This window comes from Staphylococcus sp. 11262D007BW (assembly GCF_053547815.1).
On record NZ_JBPWPJ010000001.1, the window covers coordinates 304,300 to 328,983 of the forward strand.

A 24,684-nucleotide genomic window follows, 5' to 3' on the forward strand; every position below is an offset into this window, starting at 1 on the left:
GAGAGAATACTATGATTAAATTTGAAATTCATGGAGACAACCTCACAATTACGGACGCGATAAGAGATTATATTGAGGAGAAAATTGGTAAGCTTGAACGTTACTTTACAAACGTACCAAATGCTACAGCACACGTTAAAGTAAAAACATACCAAAACTCACGTACAAAAATTGAAGTCACAATTCCGCTTAAAAACGTTACATTACGTGCAGAAGAACGTCATGATGATTTATATGCCGGAATTGATTTGATCAACAACAAATTAGAGCGTCAAGTACGTAAATATAAAACACGTGTTAATCGCAAAAATCGAGATCGTGGATTTGAGGAAGATGTGTTTGCAGAAGCTGCACCGATTGATACAAAAAATGATGAAGAATCAAATGACTCAGACATCGAAATTATACGCTCTAAAACATTTAGTTTAAAACCAATGGATTCAGAAGAAGCGGTTTTACAAATGAATTTATTAGGTCACGACTTCTTCGTATTTAATGATAGAGAAACTGATGGAACAAGCATTGTTTACCGCCGTAAAGATGGTAAGTACGGTCTTATTGAAACTGAATAGATTGCTATCATTAGAGATTAATCGTTGAGGTTATTTTAATGTAATCTAATATGATATAAAAGGGTAAAGGGAATCTATAGTGTATGGATAGCTATAGATTCCTTTTTATTCTATAAATTAAATGTGGTCAAATGGTTTGAGTATAAATTTATACTTAAAAATGATATGATGAGTTGTTGTAAACGATAGAGTCTTTAAGCTAAAGGAGCGAACTAAATGAGTTTTTTAACGAAACTGGTTGACGGCAACAAGAAAGAAGTTAAACGTTTAAGTAAAGTAGCCGATAAAGTCATTGCCTTAGAAGAAGACATGGCAATTTTAACTGACGATGAAATAAGAGAGAAAACTAAAACATTTCAAAATGAATTACAAGAAATTGATAACATAAAAAAACAAGAAGAAAAGTTAAATAAAATTTTACCTGAAGCCTTTGCGTTAGTACGTGAAGCTTCTAAACGTGTCTTTAACATGACCCCGTATAAAGTACAAATTATGGGTGGTATCGCAATTCATAAAGGTGATATTGCAGAAATGAGAACCGGGGAAGGTAAAACATTAACAGCCACAATGCCGACTTATTTAAATGCTTTAACTGGCCGCGGTGTTCACGTTATTACAGTCAATGAATATTTATCTAGCGTCCAAAGTGAAGAAATGGCAGAGCTATATAACTTCCTTGGACTATCTGTTGGATTAAATTTAAACAGCTTAAAAACAGAAGAAAAACGTGAAGCTTATGCACGTGATATTACGTATAGTACAAATAATGAGCTTGGTTTCGATTATTTACGCGACAATATGGTCAATTATAAAGAAGACCGTGTTATGAAACCTCTCAACTTTGCTATTATTGATGAGGTTGACTCTATTTTAATCGATGAAGCGAGAACACCTTTAATTATTTCAGGAGAAGCAGAAAAATCTACATCTCTTTACACTCAAGCTAATGTATTTGCGAAAATGTTGAAAGCTGAAGACGATTTTAATTACGACGTTCAAACCAAAAATATCCAACTCACAGAACAAGGTATTGATAAAGCGGAACGTATGTTTAAAATTGATAACTTATATGATGTCAAAAATGTAGATATCATTCATCACATTAATTTAGCTTTACGTGCGCAATATTCACTTCAACGCGATATTGATTATATGGTGTCTAACGGCGAAATTCTTATCGTCGATCAATTTACTGGTCGTACAATGCCAGGACGTCGTTTTTCAGAAGGGTTACACCAAGCGATTGAGGCGAAAGAAAGCGTTAAAATTCAAAATGAGTCAAAAACCATGGCATCCATTACATTCCAAAACTTTTTCAGAATGTACAACAAGCTTGCAGGGATGACAGGTACTGCGAAAACGGAGGAAGAAGAATTCCGTAATATTTATAATATGACGGTAACGCAGATTCCAACGAACAAACCGATCCAACGTATTGACCGTTCAGACTTAATCTATGTTAGCCAAAAAGGTAAATTTGATGCAGTAGTGGAAGAAGTAATTGAAAAACATAAAAAAGGACAGCCTGTTTTATTAGGTACTGTAGCTGTTGAAACATCTGAGTATATCTCAAATTTACTGAAAAAACGTGGTGTGCGCCATAGTGTACTCAATGCTAAAAATCATGAAAAAGAAGCTGAAATTGTATCAGGCGCAGGTCAAAAAGGTGCAGTGACCATTGCCACAAACATGGCTGGTCGTGGTACGGATATTAAATTAGGTGAAGGTGTCGAAGATTTAGGTGGTTTAGCAGTAATTGGTACTGAACGCCATGAATCACGTCGTATCGATGACCAATTACGTGGACGTTCGGGTCGTCAAGGTGATAAAGGGGACAGTCGTTTCTATTTATCACTTCAAGATGATTTAATGGTACGTTTTGGTTCAGAACGCATGCAAGCAATGATGAACCGTTTAGGTATGGACGATTCCACACCAATTGAATCTAAAATGGTATCACGTGCAGTTGAATCAGCACAAAAACGTGTGGAAGGTAACAACTTTGATGCCAGAAAACGTATTTTAGAATACGATGAAGTGTTACGTAAGCAACGTGAAATTATGTATGAAGAACGTAATCGTATTATCGATGAAGAAGATAGTTCAGATTTAGTGAAACAAATGATGCATTCAAGTCTTGAGCGTACGATACAATATCATATCAATGAAGAAGACGATGATCCGGATTATGAACCACTCATCCATCAAGTGGAAGACATCTTTTTACATGAAGGTGACCTAGATGTTTCAGAAATAAAAGGAAAAGATCCAGAAGATATTTTTGAAGTTATTTGGGAAAAAGTGCAAAAGGCTTATGACGCTCAAAAAGAAAAACTCGGTGATCGTATGCCTGAGTTTGAACGTATGATTTTATTAAGATCGATTGATGCGCACTGGACGTCTCATATCGATACGATGGATCAATTACGTCAAGGTATTCACTTACGTTCTTATGGTCAACAAAATCCATTAAGAGATTATCAAAATGAAGGCCATCATTTATTTGATATGATGATGCAAAGTATCGAAGAAGATGTAAGTAAATATGTGTTAAAATCCGTTGTTAGTGTAGATGACGATGTTGAAAGAGACCAAACAAAAGAATTAGAGGGACAACATGTCTCTGCGAATGATGGCAAAGAGAAAGCGAAATCAAAACCTATCGTAAAAGATAAAGAAGTAGGTCGTAATGACCCTTGTCCATGTGGCAGCGGTAAGAAATATAAAAACTGTCATGGTAAATAAAAGTTAAGATAAAGGAGCAACAAAGCAATGGAATTATCTGAGATTAAACGTCATATTGACCATTACAATTCAAAATTAGACCAACTCAGGGGGTCTCTTTGACTTAGAAGATAAAACAACAAATATCCAAGAGTATGAAGAAATGATGGCCGACCCGTCATTTTGGGACGATCAAACACGTGCTCAGGATATTATCGATAAAAATAACGCGTTAAAGTCAGTAGTGAATGCTTACCATTCACTAAAAGAGTCTATTGATGATATGGATGCAACGTATGAACTGCTTCAAGAAGACTATGATGAGGAAATGAAGCAAGATTTAGAAGACAGTGCTTTAAACTTTGAAAAAGAATTAGATGATTTTGAACTTCAATTACTCCTTGATGGAGAACATGATGGTAATAATGCCATTTTAGAACTCCATCCAGGCGCAGGCGGAACGGAATCACAAGATTGGACAAATATGCTGTTACGTATGTATCAACGCTACTGTGAACACAAAGGTTTCAAAGTAGAAGTAGCCGACTACTTAGCAGGTGATGAAGCAGGCGTTAAAAGCGTGACACTGTTAATCAAAGGCCATAATGCCTATGGATTTTTAAAAGCAGAAAAAGGGGTCCATCGCCTTGTCCGTATCTCTCCATTTGATTCCTCAGGACGACGTCACACTTCTTTTGCATCATGTGATGTGATACCTGAGTTCAATAATGAAAAAATTGAAATCGAAGTGAATCCAGATGATATTACAGTAGACACATTTAGAGCTTCTGGTGCAGGTGGGCAACATATCAATAAAACGGAATCTGCCATTCGAATTACACACCATCCAACGGGTATTGTTGTGAATAACCAAAATGAACGTTCACAAATTAAAAACCGAGAAGCCGCTATGAAAATGTTAAAGGCAAAATTATATCAACTTGAACTCGAACAAAAAGAACAAGAATTAGCAGAAATTCGCGGAGAACAAAAAGACATTGGATGGGGTAGTCAAATTCGTTCATACGTTTTCCACCCTTATTCCATGGTAAAAGACCATCGCACTAATGAAGAAACAGGTAATGTGAATGCAGTGATGGATGGAGAAATAGATGGATTTATTGAAGCATATTTAAGAAGTCAAATGTCATAAAGATAGAAACAGTTAGTGTCTCAACACTAACTGTTTTTTGTAGTGCGCCCGGCATGGGTAACATCTTGACGGTGAAAGTCCGTTACAGGCTTGGTAGTAGGAACTGTTAGCGAAGGACAAGGGTGTCCACTGCGAAGTGGAATCTGAAGGAAGTCGGACGCAAACACTCGCACTGACGAACAGAAACATCATACTAAGGCTATGTAGAATGGATGAATCTGCTATACAAGATAAAGTCCTATACTACCCGAGTTCTATATAGTAAATGATGTGGTGACATGAGTGGAAAGAGGTTACACCTTACCCGGGGAGGTCTCATAAGCGATTCGTAGAATCGTAGTAACAACGAATTATGAGAAATCAGCAGAAGTCATAGTAGGTATAAACATATCGAAGGACTGAACAATATTAAATACAAAGTAAAGAATGGAGGTTATAGATTTACGGTGTGCAGAAAACGGTTTATACCGGCAACTTATAGAAAGATAAGTAGTGGAACGAAAAAAGGATATATAAGTGTGTACAGTAAATCTTAGGTGAAATGAAAGAAATGTATCGTGAGTCTCCATCTTTGATGGAACTTGTTGTAAGACCAAACAACATTGAAAAAGCAATTAAGAAAGTGAGAAAGAACAAAGGTGCACCTGGAATTGATGGTATGAGTGTTAGTGACTTGAATAGGCACTTCTCGCAGTACTTTCCTCAAATTCGAAAGAAACTGCTTGATGGTACATACAAACCACAAGCAGTAAGGAAAGTTGAAATCCCAAAATCAAATGGGAAAAAACGAGTGTTGGGTATTCCTGTCGCAAGAGATAGAGTTATCCAACAAGCCATTAAACAAGTCATTGAACCTAAAATTGACCGTACATTTTCAAATCACAGTCATGGTTTCAGACCAAATCGTAGTACAGGTACTGCATTGAAGCAATGTGCATTATACTATGAAGAAGGTTATTCAGTCGCAGTCGACTGCGACTTAAAACAATGTTTTGATATGTTAAATCATGACAAGTTAATGTATCTATTTGAGCGTCATATCCAGGATAAAACTATTTCTAAGTTCATTCGTAGAAGTCTACAAGTTGGTGCCATTGACCTCAATGGTAACTACAAGAATAAAGAAATCGGTGCACCGCAAGGTGGCGTTATATCGCCGCTATTATGTAACATCTATCTGCATGAATTAGATAAAGAACTGGAAAAACGTGGACATCGTTTTATTCGCTACGCTGATGACTTCGTCATCTTTGTGCGTTCAAAACGAGCAGGCCAACGTGTTATGGAGAGTGTGACAAAATTCATCGAAAAGGATCTTAAACTTATTGTAAATAAGGAAAAGAGCAAGGTAGGTGCAGTCACACGTTTAAAGTTCTTGAGTTGTCTAATGACCAAAGTAAATGGCATTTATCGTTTCAGACCGACTATGGAAGCAAAAAGAAGTTTAAAACGCTCCTTAAGACGCCTAACGAAACGAAATAGACCAGGTACCTTCAGACAGATTATAACAGAAATCAATCAAGTGACTCGAGGGTGGATAAATTATTTTGGTAGAGGGTTTATTAAAGGCTTTTTAACAAAAGTACAATCATGGCTAAACCGTCGTATTAGACAACTGATTCTTAAAAGATGGAAGAAAACGAAAACAAAATACAAAATGTTACGTAAATATGGACTTGACCATGATAGCGCAATGAGAGTTTCACAATCACGTAAGAAGTATTGGCGACTCTCAAGTGTAAAAGAAGTCCATCGTGCGCTTACAACAAAACAACTCTACGAGTGGGGACTAATACCTTTAGTCCACCTCGCAGAGCTGGCTTACGCAAGATATTGAACCGCCGTGTACGGAACCGTACGCACGGTGGTGTGAGAGGACGAATAACCAAATAATGGTTATTCTCCTACTCGATTGTTTAAACGACTTTAGTGACATCGTGTTTAAATCATATCAATTTATAAAAAATAGCGCGAAATGAATTTAATTGAATAATTCGGGAATAAATGTGGTGCTGAATTGTGAAGCTTTTGCTAAATTTCGTTTAAAGCATGAACCATTAAAGCGGAATATGTTATATTAATCAATAATTAATAAAAGGGTTAAAGGAGGCTTCATAATGGGTGTTCATCAATATTTTAAAAGATTATCCGATTTAGAAAAATTAATCAGATTGCCTGGTAAATTTAAATATTTTGAGCATAACGTTGCAGCACATTCATTTAAAGTCACTAAAATTGCTCAATATTTAGGAACAGTAGAAGAGCATCATGGGAAAACTGTGAATTGGAAGAGTTTATACGAAAAAGCGCTAAACCACGATTTTGCGGAAATCTTTACAGGTGATATTAAAACACCAGTAAAATATGCGAGTAGCGAAATTAAAAAGCTATTTTCTCAAGTAGAAGAAGAAATGGTTGAAACCTTCATTAGTGAAGATATCCCTGAAGAATATCAAGAAATCTATCGACGTCGTTTGCAAGAAGGTAAAGATGATTCGTTAGAAGGACAAATTCTATCGGTAGCCGATAAAATTGATTTATTATATGAAACGTTCGGTGAAATTCAAAAACGTAATCCAGAACCTTTATTTTTTGAAATTTATGAAATGAGTTTAGAAACGATTATGCAATTTGATCATTTGTATTCAGTGCAAGACTTTATCGATAACATCATTCCAGAAATGTTAACAGAACGTTTTATTCCACGGACAGAATTAAAAGAAACAACGATGCGCATATTAAATAATAGAGAGACGTGATAGGATGTCTTTAATCTGGTATGTTTCAGCTTCCTTTTTTCCGTGTATATTAGTCATTGTATTCAGTGTTGTGACTCGTAATAAATGGATTGGCACACTGGTTGCACTTGTTTTAATTGGCGTTTCTGTATACAAAGGCTTTTTCCACGATGAGTGGATTATCTTTTTAGACGTAGTATCGATCCTAGCTGGATACATCATAGTCGATCAGTTAAAAATGCATAAAGATGAGAATTTAAGATAATGAGGTGAGAATAAGGGCGTTTCAAAAAGATGAATCACCCACTATTCTCGCTTTTTAATATGTTTAAAAACGAACAGATGTTTGTTTGTTCTAATGTAAATTTGTTAAAATAGAGATATTACTGTTATTAGGGGGCGAACACAATGGAACACCACCCATTTAAAATAAATTCAAAATTTGATCCTCAAGGGGACCAACCTAAGGCAATAGCAGAATTAGCAGAAGGCGTTAAGCAAGGCAAACGCCATCAAACGTTATTAGGTGCAACGGGGACTGGTAAAACTTTTACAATGAGTAACGTCATTAAAGAAGTTGGCAAACCTACATTAATTATCGCACATAATAAAACACTCGCTGGCCAACTGTATAGTGAGTTTAAAGAGTTCTTTCCCGAAAATAGAGTCGAGTATTTTGTGAGTTACTACGATTATTACCAACCGGAAGCTTATGTACCATCGACGGATACATTCATTGAAAAAGATGCTTCAATTAACGATGAAATTGATCAACTTCGGCATTCAGCGACAAGTGCGCTTTTTGAAAGAGATGATGTCATTATTATCGCGAGTGTCAGCTGTATCTATGGTTTAGGTAACCCAGAAGAATATAAAGACTTAGTTGTTAGTATTCGTGTAGGTATGGAAATGGATCGCAGTGAGTTACTGCGCAAACTAGTGGATATCCAATACACAAGAAATGATATTGACTTTAGTCGCGGAACTTTCCGTGTCCGTGGAGATGTGGTTGAGATTTTCCCAGCTTCTCGTGAAGAATTATGTATTCGCGTTGAATTTTTCGGTGATGAAATTGATCGAGTGAGCGAAATTAATTATTTAACAGGTGAAGTCATTCGTGAACGTGAGCATTTCGCTTTATTCCCAGCTTCTCACTTCGTTACCCGTGAAGAAAAAATGAAAGTAGCAATTCAACGTATTGAGAAAGAATTAGAAACACAACTTGAAAAATTAAAAAGCGAAAATAAATTACTAGAAGCACAACGTTTAGAGCAACGTACAAACTATGACCTTGAAATGATGAGAGAAATGGGATTCTGTTCTGGTATAGAGAACTACTCTGTTCATTTAACGCTACGTCCACTTGGTTCGACACCCTATACGCTTCTTGACTATTTTGGGGATGATTGGCTCATTATGATTGATGAGTCCCATGTTACGTTACCGCAAATTCGTGGTATGTATAATGGAGACCAAGCGCGAAAAAATGTACTTGTGGAGCACGGTTTTCGTTTGCCAAGTGCATTAGATAACCGCCCTCTAAAATTTGAAGAATTTGAAGAAAAGGCAAACCAACTTGTATATGTTTCAGCAACACCAGGACCATATGAATTAGAACATACGGATGAAATGGTCGAACAAATCATTCGTCCAACTGGATTGCTAGATCCAAAAATTGATGTACGTCCTACGAAAAATCAAATTGATGATTTATTAAGTGAAATTCAAGAACGTGTTGCCAAAAATGAACGTGTACTCATTACAACATTAACGAAAAAAATGAGTGAAGATTTAACAACCTACTTAAAAGAAGCAGGTGTTAAAGTAAATTATTTACATTCTGAGATCAAAACGTTAGAACGTATTGAAATTATACGTGATTTACGTATGGGAACGTTTGATGTATTAATCGGTATTAACTTATTAAGAGAAGGGTTAGACATCCCGGAAGTCTCCCTTGTCGTCATTTTAGATGCCGATAAAGAAGGATTCTTACGTTCTGAACGGTCATTAATTCAAACAATTGGTCGTGCTGCGCGTAATGATAAAGGGGAAGTGATTATGTATGCCGATAAGATCACTGACTCCATGCAATATGCGATTGATGAGACTGAACGACGTCGAGAAATTCAAATGACATATAATGAAGAGCACGGTATTACGCCAACTACCATCAAAAAACAAATACATGATGTGATTAGTGCGACAGTTGAAACTGATGAAACAAATGAAGATGAGCGTAAAGAAGTACCTCAAAAAATGACTAAAAAAGAACGCGAAAAAACAATAGAAAACATCGAAAAAGAAATGAAAGAGGCAGCAAAAGCATTAGATTTCGAAAAAGCGACAGAATTAAGAGATTTATTATTTGAACTAAAATCAGAAGGGTGAATTACATGAAAGAACCATCAATTGTCATTAAAGGGGCACGTGCCCATAATTTAAAAAATGTAGATATCGAATTACCGAAAAACAAGGTAATCGTGATGACTGGTTTGTCTGGTTCTGGAAAATCATCTTTAGCGTTTGACACGATTTATGCTGAAGGTCAACGTCGATATGTAGAATCCCTCAGTGCCTACGCTCGCCAATTTTTAGGGCAAATGGATAAGCCAGATGTAGATACGATAGAAGGTCTTTCACCAGCCATTTCAATTGATCAGAAAACGACAAGCAAAAACCCTCGCTCAACCGTTGCGACTGTAACGGAAATATACGATTATATTCGTTTACTTTATGCACGTATTGGACAACCGTATTGTCCTAACCATGGTATCGAAATCCAATCTCAAACCGTGCAACAAATGTCTGATCAAATACTACAATTAGAAGAACGTACAAAAATTCAATTGTTGGCACCTGTTGTTAAACATCGAAAAGGAACACATGAAAAGTTATTAGATGATATTAGTAAAAAAGGCTATGTTCGTGTGCGCGTTGATGGCGAGATTATGGATGTTACAGCCGTACCAGAATTAGACAAAAATAAGAACCATACTATTGAGGTGGTTGTGGACCGTCTTGTAGTAAAACCAGGTATAGAATCACGACTAGCAGATTCTATTGAAACGGTACTTGAGTTATCTGACGGTCATCTATTAGTAGATGTGATTGATGGGGAACCGCTTGAATTTTCAGAGAAACACGCATGTCCAATATGTGGTTTTTCTATCGGTGAATTAGAACCGAGAATGTTTAGTTTTAATAGTCCATTTGGTGCTTGTCCAACATGTGATGGGCTAGGTCAAAAGTTAACAGCAGATTTAGAATTAGTGATTCCGGATCCAAATAAAAGTTTAAATGAAGGTGCTATCGTCCCTTGGGAACCGACTAGTTCTGATTTTTATCCAACACTACTCAGTCGTGTATGTGAAGTATATAAAATTAATATGGATAAACCATTTAAAAAGTTAACAGATCGTCAGAAAAATATTATTTTATATGGTTCTGGGGACAAAGAGATTAAATTTAAGTTTAAAGCACGTAATGGTCAAAATCGTACACGTACGATGCCGTTCGAAGGTGTCATTCCAAATATCGAACGTCGATATCATGAATCGCCTTCAGAGTACGTGCGTGAAATGATGCAGAAATATATGGTAGAACAACCTTGTGAAACATGTCACGGTAAACGTTTAAGCCGAGAAGCTTTATCAGTGTATATTGGAGATCAAAATATTGGTGATGTTGTTGAAAAATCAATTCATGAAGCATTAGCATACTATCAAAACTTACAATTATCTGATCAAGATCTTCAAATTGCACGTTTAATCTTACGAGAAATTATAGAAAGATTATCGTTCTTAAACAATGTGGGCTTAGAATACCTTACGCTTAATCGATCTTCTGGAACATTATCAGGAGGGGAAGCGCAACGTATACGATTAGCTACCCAAATTGGTTCTCGACTCACAGGGGTACTGTATGTACTTGATGAACCTTCAATAGGGTTGCATCAACGTGACAATGATCGTTTAATCAATACTTTGAAAGAAATGCGCGACTTAGGAAATACATTGATTGTAGTTGAACATGACGAAGATACAATGCTTGCAGCAGATTATTTAGTAGATGTGGGTCCAGGTGCTGGCGATCACGGTGGTGAAGTTGTAGCAAGCGGTACACCAAAACAAGTGATGCGCAAGAAAAAATCACTCACAGGTCAGTACTTAAGTGGTCAAAAATTTATAGAAATTCCTGAGCATCGCCGAGAGGTAACAGATCGTAAGCTTTCTATTAAAGGAGCGAAAAGTAATAATTTAAAAAACGTGGATGTAGATATTCCGTTATCATTGCTTAATGTTGTCACAGGTGTTTCAGGTTCAGGCAAAAGTTCGTTGGTTAATGAAGTGCTATATAAAACGTTAGCTAAAGAAATTAACCATGCGAAAGTGAAACCAGGCGCGCATGAGCGTATCGATGGCATAGAAGAAGTTGATAAAATTATTGATATCGATCAGTCTCCGATTGGTCGAACACCTCGTTCTAACCCGGCCACATATACAGGCGTTTTTGATGATATTCGTGATGTATTTGCTTCTACAAATGAAGCGAAAGTCAGAGGGTATCAAAAAGGACGTTTTAGTTTCAATGTTAAAGGCGGTCGTTGTGAGGCTTGTAAAGGTGACGGTATCATCAAAATAGAAATGCACTTTTTACCTGATGTGTATGTACCATGTGAAGTATGTGATGGTAAACGTTATAATCGCGAAACGTTAGAAGTCACTTATAAAGGTAAAAATATAGCTGATATTTTAGAAATGACGGTTGAAGATGCCTTTCATTTCTTTGAAAATATTCCTAAAATCAAACGGAAACTACAAACGTTAGTGGATGTTGGACTTGGCTATATTACATTAGGTCAACCTGCCACAACATTGTCAGGTGGGGAAGCGCAACGTGTGAAACTGGCCTCAGAGTTACACAAACGTTCAACAGGACGCTCCTTGTATATCTTAGATGAACCAACAACTGGATTACATGTGGATGATATCAAACGGTTACTAAAAGTAATTAATAAGTTAGTAGACAATGGTGATACTGTTGTTGTTATTGAGCATAATTTAGATGTGATTAAAACTGCCGATCATCTGATTGACCTCGGTCCTGAAGGTGGCGATGGTGGTGGTACGATTATCGCAACAGGTACACCAGAAGCAATTGCCAATAACGAAGCATCTTATACAGGTCAATATTTAAAATCAATACTAGAACGTGATCAACAAAGAACGGAGGCTATGAAATGAATCAAGGTAAAGTTAAAGTATTAGAATTACTACAAGCAGGGCATATTTCTGTAGACGAAGCCATTACATTATTAGAAGCGATGGAACCTACTTCAGACGAAACAACTAAACATGACAATCAACACAACACATCACAAACTCAAAACACAACAGCAAAAGAAAATAATGAGCGTCAATCTAAACAAACATCATTGGAAGAAAGCGTATATGATGTTTTTCGAGAGTTTTCTGATACGTTACGTAAGGGATTTAATTCAACTGATCAAACACAACGTCAAACAGAACAATCACTTGAAGACATCTTAGAATCTTTAAAGAAACAGTTTGATTCAAAACGTTAATATATTAAGTGTAGAAAAGCGTGAGGCACGTCAGATGTGTCTCACTTTTTTTATATTGTTAACAGGATAATCAAAGATGTCATACTTAAATATTGAGTGCTTGTTGATGAGTGGTGTGTTCTGGTTTAGTTCTGTGACGTTTTAACCTTTTTTAGCTTACATTCACTTATTTTCATGTATAATGTAGGACATAAAATAAAGTGAAATGGTAATATAAGTCATTGAGTGCATGGTATGCTTAATTTGATTATCATATTATATTGAGGTGGGACTATGTTAACGACGAAAGATTTAGTGGCACGCTTTGATTTAGAAGTCATATCTGGTGAAGCGGGTCTCGATCGCCCCATACATAATACAGATATCTCAAGACCAGGTTTAGAAATGGCGGGATATTTTTCGCATTATGCTTCTGATCGTATTCAGTTATTAGGGACGACTGAACTCTCATTTTATAATTTGTTGCCAGATGAAGAACGTAAGGGACGTATGCGTAAGTTATGTCGTCCAGATACGCCAGCTATTATTATTACAAGAGGTCATGAAGCACCAGATGAGTTATTACGTGCTTCGAAGGATTCCGATACGCCGCTGATTTATGTTAAAGAAGCAACAACACGTGTGATGGGAAGACTCACGACCTACTTAGAACATGAATTGGCAAAATCGACATCTTTACATGGTGTATTAGTGGATGTGTATGGTGTCGGTGTTTTAATTACTGGAGATTCAGGCATAGGAAAAAGTGAAACAGCGTTAGAATTAGTTAAAAGAGGTCATCGTTTAGTCGCAGATGACAACGTTGAAATTAAAGAAATTACAAAAGATGAGCTGATTGGCAAACCGCCTAAAATTATCGAACATTTACTTGAAATTCGAGGTTTAGGCATTATTAATGTGATGACTTTATTTGGTGCGGGCTCGATTTTAACGCAAAAACGTATTCGTCTTAATATTAATTTAGAAACATGGCAAGAAGATAAATTATATGACCGCGTAGGACTAAATCAAGAAACGCTAAAAATATTAGATACTGAAATTACGAAAAAGACAATTCCTGTAAGACCTGGACGTAATGTAGCCGTTATTATTGAGGTGGCTGCAATGAATTATCGTTTAAATATTATGGGCATTAATACAGCTGAGGAGTTTAATGAACGCCTTAATGCAGAAATTATGAAAAATGGAAAAGGAGCATCAAGATGAACTTAGGATATATTGATCCCATCGCCTTTTCGATCGGACCATTAGAAATTCGATGGTATGGCATTATTATTGCTGCAGCGATTTTAATTGGGTATGGTATCGCCCAAAAAAGTGCACAACGTGTCGGCTTTAAAGAAGACGATTTAATTAATATGTTGATTGTTTGTGTGATTGTAGCCGTTATTACCGCACGGATATATTTCGTGTTATTTAATTTAGATTACTATTTACAAAACCTTATTGAAATGCCGATGATATGGTTAGGCGGCATTGCGATACATGGTGGTTTAATTGGCGCATTTGCTATGGGAATTTATTATGCATATCGCAAAAACTGGAATCCATTTCAATTAGGTGATATTGTGGCACCTAGTATTATTTTAGCTCAAGGTATTGGCCGCTGGGGTAATTTTATGAACCATGAAGCGCATGGTGGCCCAGTTTCTCGTTCGTTTTTAGAGAATTTACATTTACCTGATTGGATTATTAATAATATGTATATCAATGGTGTTTACTATCATCCGACATTTTTATATGAATCACTATGGGATGTATTAGGATTTATTATTTTAATCACGCTCCGTAAACACCTACACGTAGGTGAAACATTCTTTATGTATTTAATTTGGTACTCTATAGGACGCTTTTTCGTCGAGGGATTAAGAACAGATAGTTTGATGTTAACGGACACGATACGTGTGGCCCAATTAGTTTCTATTGTACTTGTGCTCGTTGGTATCGCGATGATAGTTTGGCGTAGAACAAAATCTGGTATTCCACAGTATCAATCGGCCAATGTCCTTCCGTGGCCAACATCTCAGAAGGGTAAACGAAAATGAAACGTCGATTAACTACTTTCCCTGCTCAAAAAAGTAACACCTTATGGACGATGTACCGTTATGTTAGATTTACTAAAATATTAAAAAATACAATCATTATTGAAATAGCACGATTTGTGCCATTTGTGAGTATAAAACGATGGATGTATCGTCGTTTATTAAATATGACAATCGGAGCAAAGTCGGCTTTTGCATATAAAGTAGTCCCTGATTTACTATATCCCGAAAATATTATCATTGGTAACGATGTCATTATCGGTTATCAAACGACAATATTAACACACGAATATTTAAATGAAGCGTTTCGAACTGGCAAGGTGATTATTGGGGATCACACGATGATAGGCGCTAATGTAACCATCCTACCTGGTGTTAAAATTGGTCAACATGTTAAAATAGGGGCTGGAAGTGTTGTATCGAAAGACATTCCAGATGGTGCAGTTGCCTATGGTAATCCAATTCAAATTTATGAAAATAAAAATAGAAAGAGGTGACAATGATGACGCAGAATAATAACTTAATACAACTAGACTCAGACGTGTCGGTATACGAACGTTTGGCACAACAGAAAATGAAACAACAAGACTATGTCAAAGCGCAACGTTATTTTGAAAAAGTGTTGGCATTGTCACCTGATTATTTTGAAGCGAAACAGCAATTAGCGACATGTTATCGCCAATTAGGCGCATTTAATAAAGCAGAAGCCTTATATTTTGAAGAAATCAGCAAAGGCAATCATTTAGAAGCGTCTTATTATGATTTGAGCGAGTTAAACATTGCTTGTAACGAACCCAATAAAGCGTATCTCTTTGGCGTGAATTATGCGCATCTGACACAAGATGAGACATATCGTTCGAAACTGGAAGAAATGTTTGAAGTTTCATTTAATGGTGAGCATCAGTTAGAGGTTGAAAGTCAATTATTTATTGTTCAAATCATTTTCCAATATTTGTTTGGTCAAGGACGCTTATTAGATGCACGAGAATATATCTTGAGACAAGATGAGGACATCCAAGATCATCGCGTTGTACGTAATTTGCTTGCGATGTGTTATTTATATTTAAACGAAAATGAACGCGCAAAAGCAATGTTCGAACGATTGTTAAAAGAGGATCCAACTGATGTCCATGCCCTTTGTCATTATACGTTATTGTTGTACAATATGAATGAGACCTACTTGTTTGATCACTATGTTCAAATGTTAAATAAAGTCATTCCGATTAATGATGACGAATCTTTTAAACTGGGTATTGTCTTAAGCTATCTTAAACAGTATAGTGCTTCTCAACAATTATTGGTCCCCTTATATCGAAAGGGAAAATTCCATACCTTTCAACTCTTCCATGCTTTATCTTTCAATTATTATTACCTTGGAAATGAAAAAGACAGTGAATATTTTTGGCAACAGTTACTAGATGTTGCTAAAGTAAATCCTGGGCAACCACCATGGGTTATTGAAGAAAGTATGGATTACTTTGATCGTCATATTCAACCATTATTGGTAAGTGACGATCAACATGAACGGCTTTATGGTATTTTCTTATTAAATCAAATGAATGGCAAAGAAGTATTGATGACTAAAAAGGTATGGCAAGTTTTAGAAGAAATGGGCGATTATGAGAAGTTATACTTGTCATATCTCATTCAAGATTTACAATTGACGAAATTACATTTTATTCATCGTGGTATGCTTGAACTGTATCAAAATCAAGCTACTGAACATGAAACAGCTTTATTCTTAAGTTGGATTGACCATGCAGAGAATTTATTGCAAAATAATGTAGACACAGACAAAGTACGTCAATATGTGGCGAGTGTAGTTTATTTATACTTTAAACCTACAGCACCTGAAATGACGCCACAAAGTGTGATGGAAATGTTTGATATTACAAAAGAACAATTTGATGATGCGCTTAATGTGCTTTTGAGCATATGAGTTTGCGCATCCTATAGAAATGATATAAAATGCGAATAATGATATTAAGAGGAGGAACGAATCATGTCAGAAAATGTAAGATATGATGTTGCGATTATCGGTGCAGGACCTGCTGGAATGACAGCTTCTGTATACGCTTCTCGAGCTAATTTAAATACAGTAATGATTGAACGTGGTATGCCAGGTGGACAAATGGCGAATACTGAAGAGGTTGAAAACTTTCCTGGTTTTGAAATGATTTCAGGGCCAGACTTATCTAATAAAATGTTCGATCATGCTAAAAAGTTTGGTGCTGAGTATAAATATGGTGACATCAAAGGCATTGAAGATAAAGGCGACTATAAAGTAATTGATTTAGGCTCAAGCCAAGTTGAAGCATCAGCAGTTATCATCGCAACTGGTGCGGAATACAAAAAAATCGGTGCGCCTGGTGAAGAAGAACTAGGTGGCCGCGGTGTAAGTTATTGTGCCGTATGTGATGGGGCATTTTTCAAAAATAAAAATGTCTATGTCATCGGTGGCGGCGATTCAGCTGTCGAAGAAGGTACATTTTTAACTAAATTTGCGGATAAAGTGACGATTGTACACCGTCGTGACACATTACGTGCGCAAAAAATTCTTCAAGAACGTGCGTTTAAAAACGATAAAATCGACTTTATTTGGAATCATACTTTAAAATCAGTTAATGAAAAAGATGGTAAGGTAGGTTCTTTAACACTTGTATCTACAGAAGATGGCTCAGAACAAACTGTTGAAGCAGATGGATTATTTGTGTACATTGGTATGCAACCTTTAACTGCGCCGTTTAAAGACTTAGGCATTACAAATGAAGCAGGATATATTGTGGGTAATCCAGATATGAGTACTGCAGTAGAAGGTATTTATGTTGCAGGAGACGTACGTGAAAAAGGATTACGTCAAATTGTAACTGCTACAAGTGACGGTAGTATTGCAGCACAAAGTGTGCAAGAATATATCGAACGTTTAAAAGATCAAGCAGAATAATTGTGGGACTCTGAAGTCAAATAGATTTCCGTCCCTCTCCAGACTTTAAGATGAGGTTAGGGCAATGAAGCATACGAATTGTCCTGACCTCTTTCTATGATGGTCTCTTTTTAAATACATACGAAGATAAGGGCTGAGACATAAAGTATTAATGCTCTGGAAAACCGATTAACGGTGTCCCAAAAGCAGGATTTTGTCCCAACCTCGATACATAAAAAATAAAAGAAAAGCTACTACTTTGGACGGATTTAAGCTACACTAAAAATGACTATATTGGAGGGTGATGGAGATGCAACAAGAAGAAAAAAAGGAAATTGTAAAAAGTGAATTATTAATTGTGACAGGCTTATCAGGTGCAGGAAAATCATTAGTTATTCAAAATTTAGAAGACTTAGGTTATTTCTGTGTCGATAATTTACCACCTATTTTATTATCAAAATTTGTTGAATTAATGGAACAAGGTAACCCTTCAATGCAAAAGGTAGCATTAGGGATCGACTTAAGAGGAAGAGAATTTTTTCAATATTTAGTGAGAGAAATAGATAAAGTACAAAGCCGAAAAGATGTCATTGTCGATGTGTTATTTGTAGATGCTAAGACAAACAAACTCATTTCACGATATAAAGAAACAAGACGGAAACACCCTTTACAAGATCAATCTAATTTAACTTTAGTGGAAGCGATTAATGAAGAACGTAAATTATTATCAGATATTCGAAGTTTAGCTAATTATACTCTTGATACAACACAATTATCTCCAAAAGCATTACGCAAACGTGTAGACACTTTCTTTAATAAGACAAATAAGTCTACTTTCACGATTAATGTATCAAGTTTTGGATTTAAACACGGTATTCAAATTGATGCGGATTTAGTTTTTGATGTTCGATTTTTACCCAATCCATATTATGTAGAGTCATTAAGACCGCTTACTGGTATGGATGAAAGTGTTTATAACTATGTTATGAAGTGGAAAGAAACAAACACATTTTATGAAAAGTTACTAGATTTATTATTATTTATGATTCCTGGTTACAAAAAAGAAGGCAAAGCACAACTTGTCATTGCTATTGGTTGTACAGGAGGTCAACATCGTTCAGTCGCATTAGCACAACGTTTGGCGGAAGAGTTGAAACAAACATATGATTATAATATTTATGTTCATCATCGTGATGCGCATATTGAAAGTGGCGAAGGTAAATGAAACAACTGAAAATAGTATTGATAGGCGGTGGCACAGGGCTCTCTGTTTTAGCGAGAGGGTTAAAACAGTACCCTATTGATATTACCGCTATTGTAACAGTAGCTGATGATGGTGGAAGTACAGGTAAAATAAGAGATGAAATGGATATCCCTGCCCCAGGTGATGTTCGTAATGTTTTAGCGGCATTAAGTGATATCGAACCCACTTTAGAATCATTATTTCAGTATCGTTTTGAAGCAAATAAAATTAGTGGTCACTCACTTGGAAACTTACTCATTGCGGCAATGACCAATATTACGCAAGACTTTGGACATGCCATTAAAGAACTCAGCAAAATTTTAAATATTAAAGGACGCGTTATACCTTCTACTATTTCGAGTGTGTCTTTAAATGCAGAAATGGAAGACGGGGAAATTGTGTCAGGTGAATCGAATATTCCGATGAAACATAAAAAGATTCAACGTGTTTTCTTAGAACCGTCAGATGCACAACCGATGGATGAGGCGATTGAAGCCTTGCTTGAAGCGGATTTAATTGTGTTAGGTCCAGGCTCGCTTTATACAAGTGTGATATCGAACCTCTGCGTTCATGGTATTGCATCAGCACTTGTAAAAAGTGATGCGAAAAAGTTATACGTTGCTAATATTATGACGCAACCAGGTGAAACCGATGACTATACCGTTACTGATCATGTTCAAGCGATTCACCGTCAATTAGGCGCAAAAGTTTTAGATTTTGTCATTGCGAATCAAATCGATTTTGATCAAGAAATATTGGACCGTTATCGCTCAGAAGGGGCTAAACCGGTCGATTGTAATGAAAAAGAATTACAAGAAGAGGGCGTGAAGGTCATTACGGGGGATAACTTGGCGCTCGTCTCAAAGGATTATTATGTACGTCACCATACAGAAGTATTGGCAAAGATGATTTATGAAATTGCATTACAAGAAGTCAGTACGATTCAGTTTACCCCTAAAAATGAGAAAAAGAAAGATTAAGTATATAAGCTATAGAAAGGAAACGATTAATCATGAGCTTTGCATCAGATATGAAAAACGAATTGACAAGGATAGAGACGGATAATGACAATGCTAAAGCAGAGCTCAGTGCATTAATTCGAATGAATGGAGCGCTCAGTTTATCAAATCAACAATTTGTCATCAACATTCAAACGGAAAATGCTACGACAGCTCGTCGTATTTATTCCTTAATCAAACGTGTCTTTTTGGTTGAAGTTGAAATACTCGTGCGTAAGAAGATGAAGTTAAAGAAAAATAATATCTACATCTGTCGTATTAAAACGAAAGCTAAAGAAATTTTAGATGAAGTAGGTATTTTAAAAGAGGGTATGTTTACGCATGATATTGATGGGTCAATGGTTAAAGATGATGAAATGAGAAGAAGTTATTTGAGAGGCGCTTTTTTAGCGGGTGGTTCTGTCAATAATCCAGAAACGTCATCTTACCATTTAGAAATTTTTTCATTATATGAAAGTCATTCAGCAGGGCTAACGGAATTAATGAACAGTTATGGATTAAATGCTAAAAATTTAGAACGGAAAAAAGGCTGGATTACGTATTTAAAAGAGGCAGAACGCATTGCAGAGTTCTTAAGTTTAATTGGTGGTTATCAAGCACTATTAAAATTTGAAGATGTGCGTATTGTTAGAGATATGCGCAACTCTGTTAATCGTCTTGTTAATTGTGAAACGGCTAATTTAAATAAAACCGTTAGTGCTGCGATGAAACAAGTTGAAAGTATCCAATTAATTGATGAGGAAATTGGTTTGGATAATCTACCGGATCGTTTAAGAGAAGTCGCTAAACTTAGAGTTGAACATCAAGATGTATCGCTTAAAGAATTAGGAGAAATGGTAAGCACTGGAGCAATATCGAAATCGGGCATTAATCATCGCCTTAGAAAATTGAATGAAATTGCGACAAAGATTAGAAATGGCGAACAAATTGAGTTATAAAAAAGAGGGGTAGGCCGAGCCTATCCCTCACTTTGATAATTATTGTAAATTTTCAGGTTGCATTACTTCATCGATAAGACCATACTCTTTTGCTTCATCAGCTGTTAAGAAGTTATCGCGATCTGTGTCTTTTTCGATTTTTTCAATTGGTTGACCTGTACGTTCAGATAAGATTTTATTTAATTTTGAACGTGTTCTTAAGATGTGATTTGCTGCGATTTCAATTTCAGTCGCTTGACCTTGTGCACCGCCAAGTGGTTGGTGGATCATAACTTCTGCATTTGGTAATGCAAAACGTTTACCTTTTGTACCAGCAGCTAATAAGAATGAGCCCATTGATGCTGCCATACCGATACAAATTGTTTGAACATCTGGTTTGATGTGTTGGATAGTATCATAAATAGCAAAACCAGCTGTTACGCTACCACCAGGTGAGTTGATATATAAATAAATATCTTTTTCAGAATCTTGAGCTTGTAAGAATAAAAGTTGAGAAACAATTGAGTTTGCTACATTATCATCAATTGCAGAACCTAACATAATAATACGATCTTTTAATAAACGTGAATAAATATCATATGCGCGTTCACCGCGATTTGTAGTTTCAATAACTGTAGGAATTAAATTCATTCAGTTTACCTCCTAATACTTTTTGTATAGATATATTTTAACTCAAAAGTCAAAAATGGTCAAAAATAAAGTGTTACTTCCAGTTAAATTTGACCCTTAACATGATACACGGTAGAATAGTTATTGGTTTTTAATACTATTTACCCCTCGTAGTGTAATGGATAACACATGAGATTCCGGTTCTTATAATAGAGGTTCGATTCCTCTCGAGGGGGTTATTTTACTCAGTCAACGTGACTTAGAAAGGGGATATATGGACAAACAAACGAAGATATTAACGATACTTAATATCATTACTGATATTTTAGTGACAGTGGTCATCATAAGAAAGTGGTTAAAAAAATAGAAGCAAGAATTGCAGAACCTGTCGAAATGACTGCTAACGATTGCAAGACTTACTTCAATCATTAAACTATAGTTGAGGATGTAATCAACTCCTTCTCGGATAAAATGAGGTGATTAATATGACAAATCTAACGAAATTCAAAATAGTACTAAATTATACAATTGGTGTTTTAGCATTAATCTTCGCTGTGTATATGTTGTTCTTTTTATAACGCATCAAAATCTAACTAAAAAGAGTTTGGGAGGTCATGTGTGTCCCAAACTCTTTCTTTTATGTGATTATTTTACACCTACTTGTGACCAAGCTTCTGTAATAGTATTTTTTTCTTTTTCCCCATATAAATCAAGCGCTGATTGTTCTAAAGCACGTTTAGCGTCTGTAAATTGAGCATTTGATGGTAAGTATTCTGTTAATGCACGATAGTATATTTGCTCTGCTTGGTCTTGTCCAAGTTGTTGTGTTACTAAATAAGCTGCTTTATTTGGAATACCTGAATTAGTATGAATACCTCCTGAATCTTTTGATGTATTCACATAGTTGTCCATATGAGCAGGTTGTTTAAATAAAGTTGGGTCTTTCATACTACGAAGTGCTTTTTGTGTAGAACGATACTTAAATACATCTTCACCAATGGTATCGTCTTCGTTGTCCATAAAATAGGCAAACACATCTGAAAAACTTTCATTCAGAGCACCTGTTTGTCCTGAATAGCCAAGTTGAGCTGTTTCTTGTGTAAGGCCATGCGTTAATTCATGCGCGATAATATCATCTGCGCCTGCAAAACTGATATATGTGGAATTATCTCCATCGCCATAAATCATTTTATCTCCAAGCCATGCGGCATTATTTGTTGTGTTCGTACCGTTAAATGTATTAACGTGAGTTACCGACATGATTGGACTGCCTTGACCATCGTAGGAATCTCGATTGAACGTATCTTTAAAGTAGTCATATACTTTAGCTGCATTCACGTTTGCATCAACACCTGGTCTTTGCTCAGGTGCATTAAATGTAGTATCAGTATCTGTGATAAGGTTTGCTTGATCAGTTGACGGATTGAAACGATAAGCAGATAATGCGCCATTACGTGTTGCGTCTTTTAATTGATAATTTGAACCACTTTGAGTAATGTTAATTTGTTTTTTATCTCCTCTTACACCAACGCCCGTACCTGTTGTCGCGGCTTCTTGACTTAAGTTTTCTTGTGTTACAATCTTTCCTGTTTCTGCATCCACTTGAATGTGCCAATGACCGACTTCAGGTGCCATAAATGTTAATTCAATATCATAAACGTATTTCTTTTGTTGGCCATTAATTACGACTTCATTGTTTCTGACTACTTTATCTTCGCCATTACTGACTTCTTTTGCCGTAAGATTGAGGCTTGAAAAAGCAGCATCAAGTGCTTGTTGTTTGGATTGTTGTATTGTGTTTGAAGGTGTAATAGCGGGTGAAGATAAATCGCCATTGATAAGAGTGACACGACCTTCAGGATTAGTATGTACCTTAATTTCTCTATCAGTAGCGATATGCTTATTGTGTTTAGGATAGAGTGTATAGTGCTTGTAGTTTAAATGGTCAGTTTGAACGTCTTGAATTTTATAATATTTTTGATAATTCTTGACGTCTTTATAAGGTGAGACATGCTCAATCGCTTTAGTAACGTCGCGCTGATTTTTAACATATAAATCCTCATTAGGCGTGATAGATTCTGCTTTTGTAACTTGAGTAGACATTAACAAAATGGAACTTAAAGTGAATGTCGCTATGGATAATTTTTTATACATATGTAAACTTCCTCATTTTAATTAAATATATCATAATTTTTAAAATCATTGAGGAGGTTTATTATGTTTATTTGTTATAAATATGTTGTAGCGCTTCTTTTAAATCAGAATGTTTAAAAGTAAATCCTTCTTGCAGTAAGCGCTTTGGTACAATATGTTGTGTATTTAATATTAACTTGGACATTTCGCCTAATACGGTTTTTAAAATCAATGATGGCACATACGTATAATGAGGCTTGTGAAGAACCTTACCTAATATTTTGCCAAATTGATTTTGGTTTGGCGTATGAGATGTACTCATATTGTAGACGCCATTAGCAGATTGATGTTGGATAAGAAAAAGTATTGCCTGCACAAGATCATCGATGTGAATCCAAGAGTAAGGTTGTTTGCCATCGCCAAGTCGTCCACCTACCATAAGTTGATAAGGTAGTTTCATCATAGGAAGGGCACCACCTTCGCTTGAAAGAATGAGACTGAAACGGCCGATGACTACACGTGTACCTAATTGCTCAAAGAGACGAGCTTGATTTTCCCATTGATATACAATTTCAGATAAGATATCTTGAGGTGTAAAACGATCATGTTCTGTATAAACATTGTTTTTAGACGGTGGGTAGTAGCCCATTGCACTTGCATTAAATAAAACATCAGGTTGATCATTGCGCTCTTTAAACAAATCGTAAAGTGCGCGTGTTGATTGAATGCGACTCGTCATCATTAGTTGCTTATGTTTATCTGTCCAACGTTTATTCAATGTAGCACCTGCTAAATTAATCACTACATCAATATGTGGGACTTGAGCTTCCCAACCTGATTCGCCCCAATTGATATAAGACACTTGTTGATGTTCTGATTCATGAGAAGAACGAGATAAAATATAGATGTGATTTTGAGGGTCTTTGAGCAGTTGGTCGACAATATGACTTCCTACAAGACCAGTACCGCCACTAATTAAATAATGCGTCATAATACGTGCTCC

Annotated in this window: 19 protein-coding genes, 1 tRNA gene and 1 pseudogene; 18 read left to right on the top strand and 3 right to left on the bottom strand. The window is 36.0% G+C overall.

Features of this window, described 5'->3' with window-relative positions:
• The first annotated feature begins 11 nt into the window (after positions 1 to 11).
• The 17 genes from hpf to whiA all read left to right on the top strand — a co-directional run bounded on the left by hpf (position 12) and on the right by whiA (position 20,939).
• Positions 12 to 572 (top strand): ribosome hibernation-promoting factor, HPF/YfiA family, encoded by a 561-nt coding sequence (gene hpf, locus ACEE93_RS01555; RefSeq protein WP_449155500.1) that lies wholly within the window; start codon positions 12 to 14, stop codon positions 570 to 572.
• Between the two features lie 216 nt (positions 573 to 788).
• On the top strand, positions 789 to 3,317 hold the full coding sequence (secA, locus tag ACEE93_RS01560) for a preprotein translocase subunit SecA (protein ID WP_449155501.1): 2,529 nt from the start codon (positions 789 to 791) through the stop codon (positions 3,315 to 3,317).
• 27 nt (positions 3,318 to 3,344) lie between these two features.
• Positions 3,345 to 4,449, top strand: a protein-coding gene (gene prfB, locus ACEE93_RS01565) for a peptide chain release factor 2 (RefSeq protein ID WP_449155502.1) whose coding sequence is annotated in 2 segments (ribosomal slippage) — positions 3,345 to 3,416 and positions 3,418 to 4,449 — 1,104 coding nt in all. Because the reading frame shifts where the segments join, the coding sequence is not laid out codon by codon here.
• Positions 4,450 to 4,999: 550 nt separating this feature from the next.
• A complete protein-coding gene (gene ltrA / locus ACEE93_RS01570) occupies positions 5,000 to 6,286 on the top strand; it encodes a group II intron reverse transcriptase/maturase (RefSeq protein WP_449156320.1) in 1,287 nt (428 codons plus the stop codon).
• A 280-nt stretch (positions 6,287 to 6,566) separates the two neighbouring features.
• Positions 6,567 to 7,208 carry an HD domain-containing protein gene (locus tag ACEE93_RS01575; protein ID WP_449154605.1) on the top strand — a complete coding sequence of 214 codons (642 nt, stop codon included), beginning with the start codon at positions 6,567 to 6,569 and terminating at the stop codon, positions 7,206 to 7,208.
• 4 nt (positions 7,209 to 7,212) lie between these two features.
• A complete protein-coding gene (locus ACEE93_RS01580; protein ID WP_449154606.1) occupies positions 7,213 to 7,452 on the top strand; it encodes a CsbA family protein in 240 nt (79 codons plus the stop codon).
• 143 nt (positions 7,453 to 7,595) lie between these two features.
• A complete protein-coding gene (uvrB, locus tag ACEE93_RS01585) occupies positions 7,596 to 9,578 on the top strand; it encodes an excinuclease ABC subunit UvrB (protein WP_449154607.1) in 1,983 nt (660 codons plus the stop codon).
• A gap of 5 nt (positions 9,579 to 9,583) precedes the next feature.
• Positions 9,584 to 12,433: an excinuclease ABC subunit UvrA gene (gene uvrA / locus ACEE93_RS01590; protein ID WP_449154608.1), complete on the top strand. Its 2,850-nt coding sequence runs from the start codon at positions 9,584 to 9,586 to the stop codon at positions 12,431 to 12,433.
• On the top strand, positions 12,430 to 12,774 hold the full coding sequence (locus ACEE93_RS01595) for an SHOCT-like domain-containing protein (RefSeq protein WP_449154609.1): 345 nt from the start codon (positions 12,430 to 12,432) through the stop codon (positions 12,772 to 12,774). Before uvrA ends, ACEE93_RS01595 begins: the two co-directional genes overlap by 4 nt.
• A gap of 273 nt (positions 12,775 to 13,047) precedes the next feature.
• Positions 13,048 to 13,980 carry an HPr(Ser) kinase/phosphatase gene (gene hprK, locus ACEE93_RS01600; RefSeq protein ID WP_449154610.1) on the top strand — a complete coding sequence of 311 codons (933 nt, stop codon included), beginning with the start codon at positions 13,048 to 13,050 and terminating at the stop codon, positions 13,978 to 13,980.
• Positions 13,977 to 14,819, top strand: coding sequence for a prolipoprotein diacylglyceryl transferase (gene lgt, locus ACEE93_RS01605; protein WP_449156351.1), 843 nt, complete (start codon positions 13,977 to 13,979; stop codon positions 14,817 to 14,819). The genes hprK and lgt overlap by 4 nt, the downstream gene beginning before the upstream one ends.
• Positions 14,816 to 15,313: an acyltransferase gene (locus ACEE93_RS01610; protein ID WP_449154612.1), complete on the top strand. Its 498-nt coding sequence runs from the start codon at positions 14,816 to 14,818 to the stop codon at positions 15,311 to 15,313. The genes lgt and ACEE93_RS01610 overlap by 4 nt, the downstream gene beginning before the upstream one ends.
• Before the next feature lie 5 nt (positions 15,314 to 15,318).
• Positions 15,319 to 16,755 (top strand): tetratricopeptide repeat protein, encoded by a 1,437-nt coding sequence (locus ACEE93_RS01615; RefSeq protein WP_449154613.1) that lies wholly within the window; start codon positions 15,319 to 15,321, stop codon positions 16,753 to 16,755.
• A gap of 63 nt (positions 16,756 to 16,818) precedes the next feature.
• Positions 16,819 to 17,760: a thioredoxin-disulfide reductase gene (gene trxB, locus ACEE93_RS01620; RefSeq protein ID WP_449154614.1), complete on the top strand. Its 942-nt coding sequence runs from the start codon at positions 16,819 to 16,821 to the stop codon at positions 17,758 to 17,760.
• A gap of 289 nt (positions 17,761 to 18,049) precedes the next feature.
• Positions 18,050 to 18,964: an RNase adapter RapZ gene (gene rapZ, locus ACEE93_RS01625; protein WP_449154615.1), complete on the top strand. Its 915-nt coding sequence runs from the start codon at positions 18,050 to 18,052 to the stop codon at positions 18,962 to 18,964.
• A complete protein-coding gene (locus ACEE93_RS01630) occupies positions 18,961 to 19,962 on the top strand; it encodes a gluconeogenesis factor YvcK family protein (RefSeq protein ID WP_449154616.1) in 1,002 nt (333 codons plus the stop codon). Before rapZ ends, ACEE93_RS01630 begins: the two co-directional genes overlap by 4 nt.
• Positions 19,963 to 19,994: 32 nt before the next feature.
• Positions 19,995 to 20,939, top strand: a complete 945-nt coding sequence (whiA, locus tag ACEE93_RS01635) for a DNA-binding protein WhiA (RefSeq protein ID WP_449156352.1) — start codon at positions 19,995 to 19,997, stop codon at positions 20,937 to 20,939.
• 39 nt (positions 20,940 to 20,978) lie between these two features.
• Here whiA and clpP read toward each other — a convergent pair whose 3' ends face one another.
• Positions 20,979 to 21,569 (bottom strand): ATP-dependent Clp endopeptidase proteolytic subunit ClpP, encoded by a 591-nt coding sequence (clpP, locus tag ACEE93_RS01640; protein ID WP_449154618.1) that lies wholly within the window; start codon positions 21,567 to 21,569, stop codon positions 20,979 to 20,981.
• Positions 21,570 to 21,712: 143 nt separating this feature from the next.
• On the opposite strand from clpP, the gene ACEE93_RS01645 reads away from it, so the two are divergent.
• Positions 21,713 to 21,784, top strand: a tRNA-Arg gene (locus ACEE93_RS01645).
• 409 nt (positions 21,785 to 22,193) lie between these two features.
• Here the strand turns inward: ACEE93_RS01645 and ACEE93_RS01650 are convergent.
• Positions 22,194 to 23,718: pseudogene (locus ACEE93_RS01650) on the bottom strand (M4 family metallopeptidase).
• Positions 23,719 to 23,769: 51 nt separating this feature from the next.
• A complete protein-coding gene (locus ACEE93_RS01655; RefSeq protein WP_449154619.1) occupies positions 23,770 to 24,672 on the bottom strand; it encodes a TIGR01777 family oxidoreductase in 903 nt (300 codons plus the stop codon).
• Positions 24,673 to 24,684 lie beyond the last annotated feature (12 nt).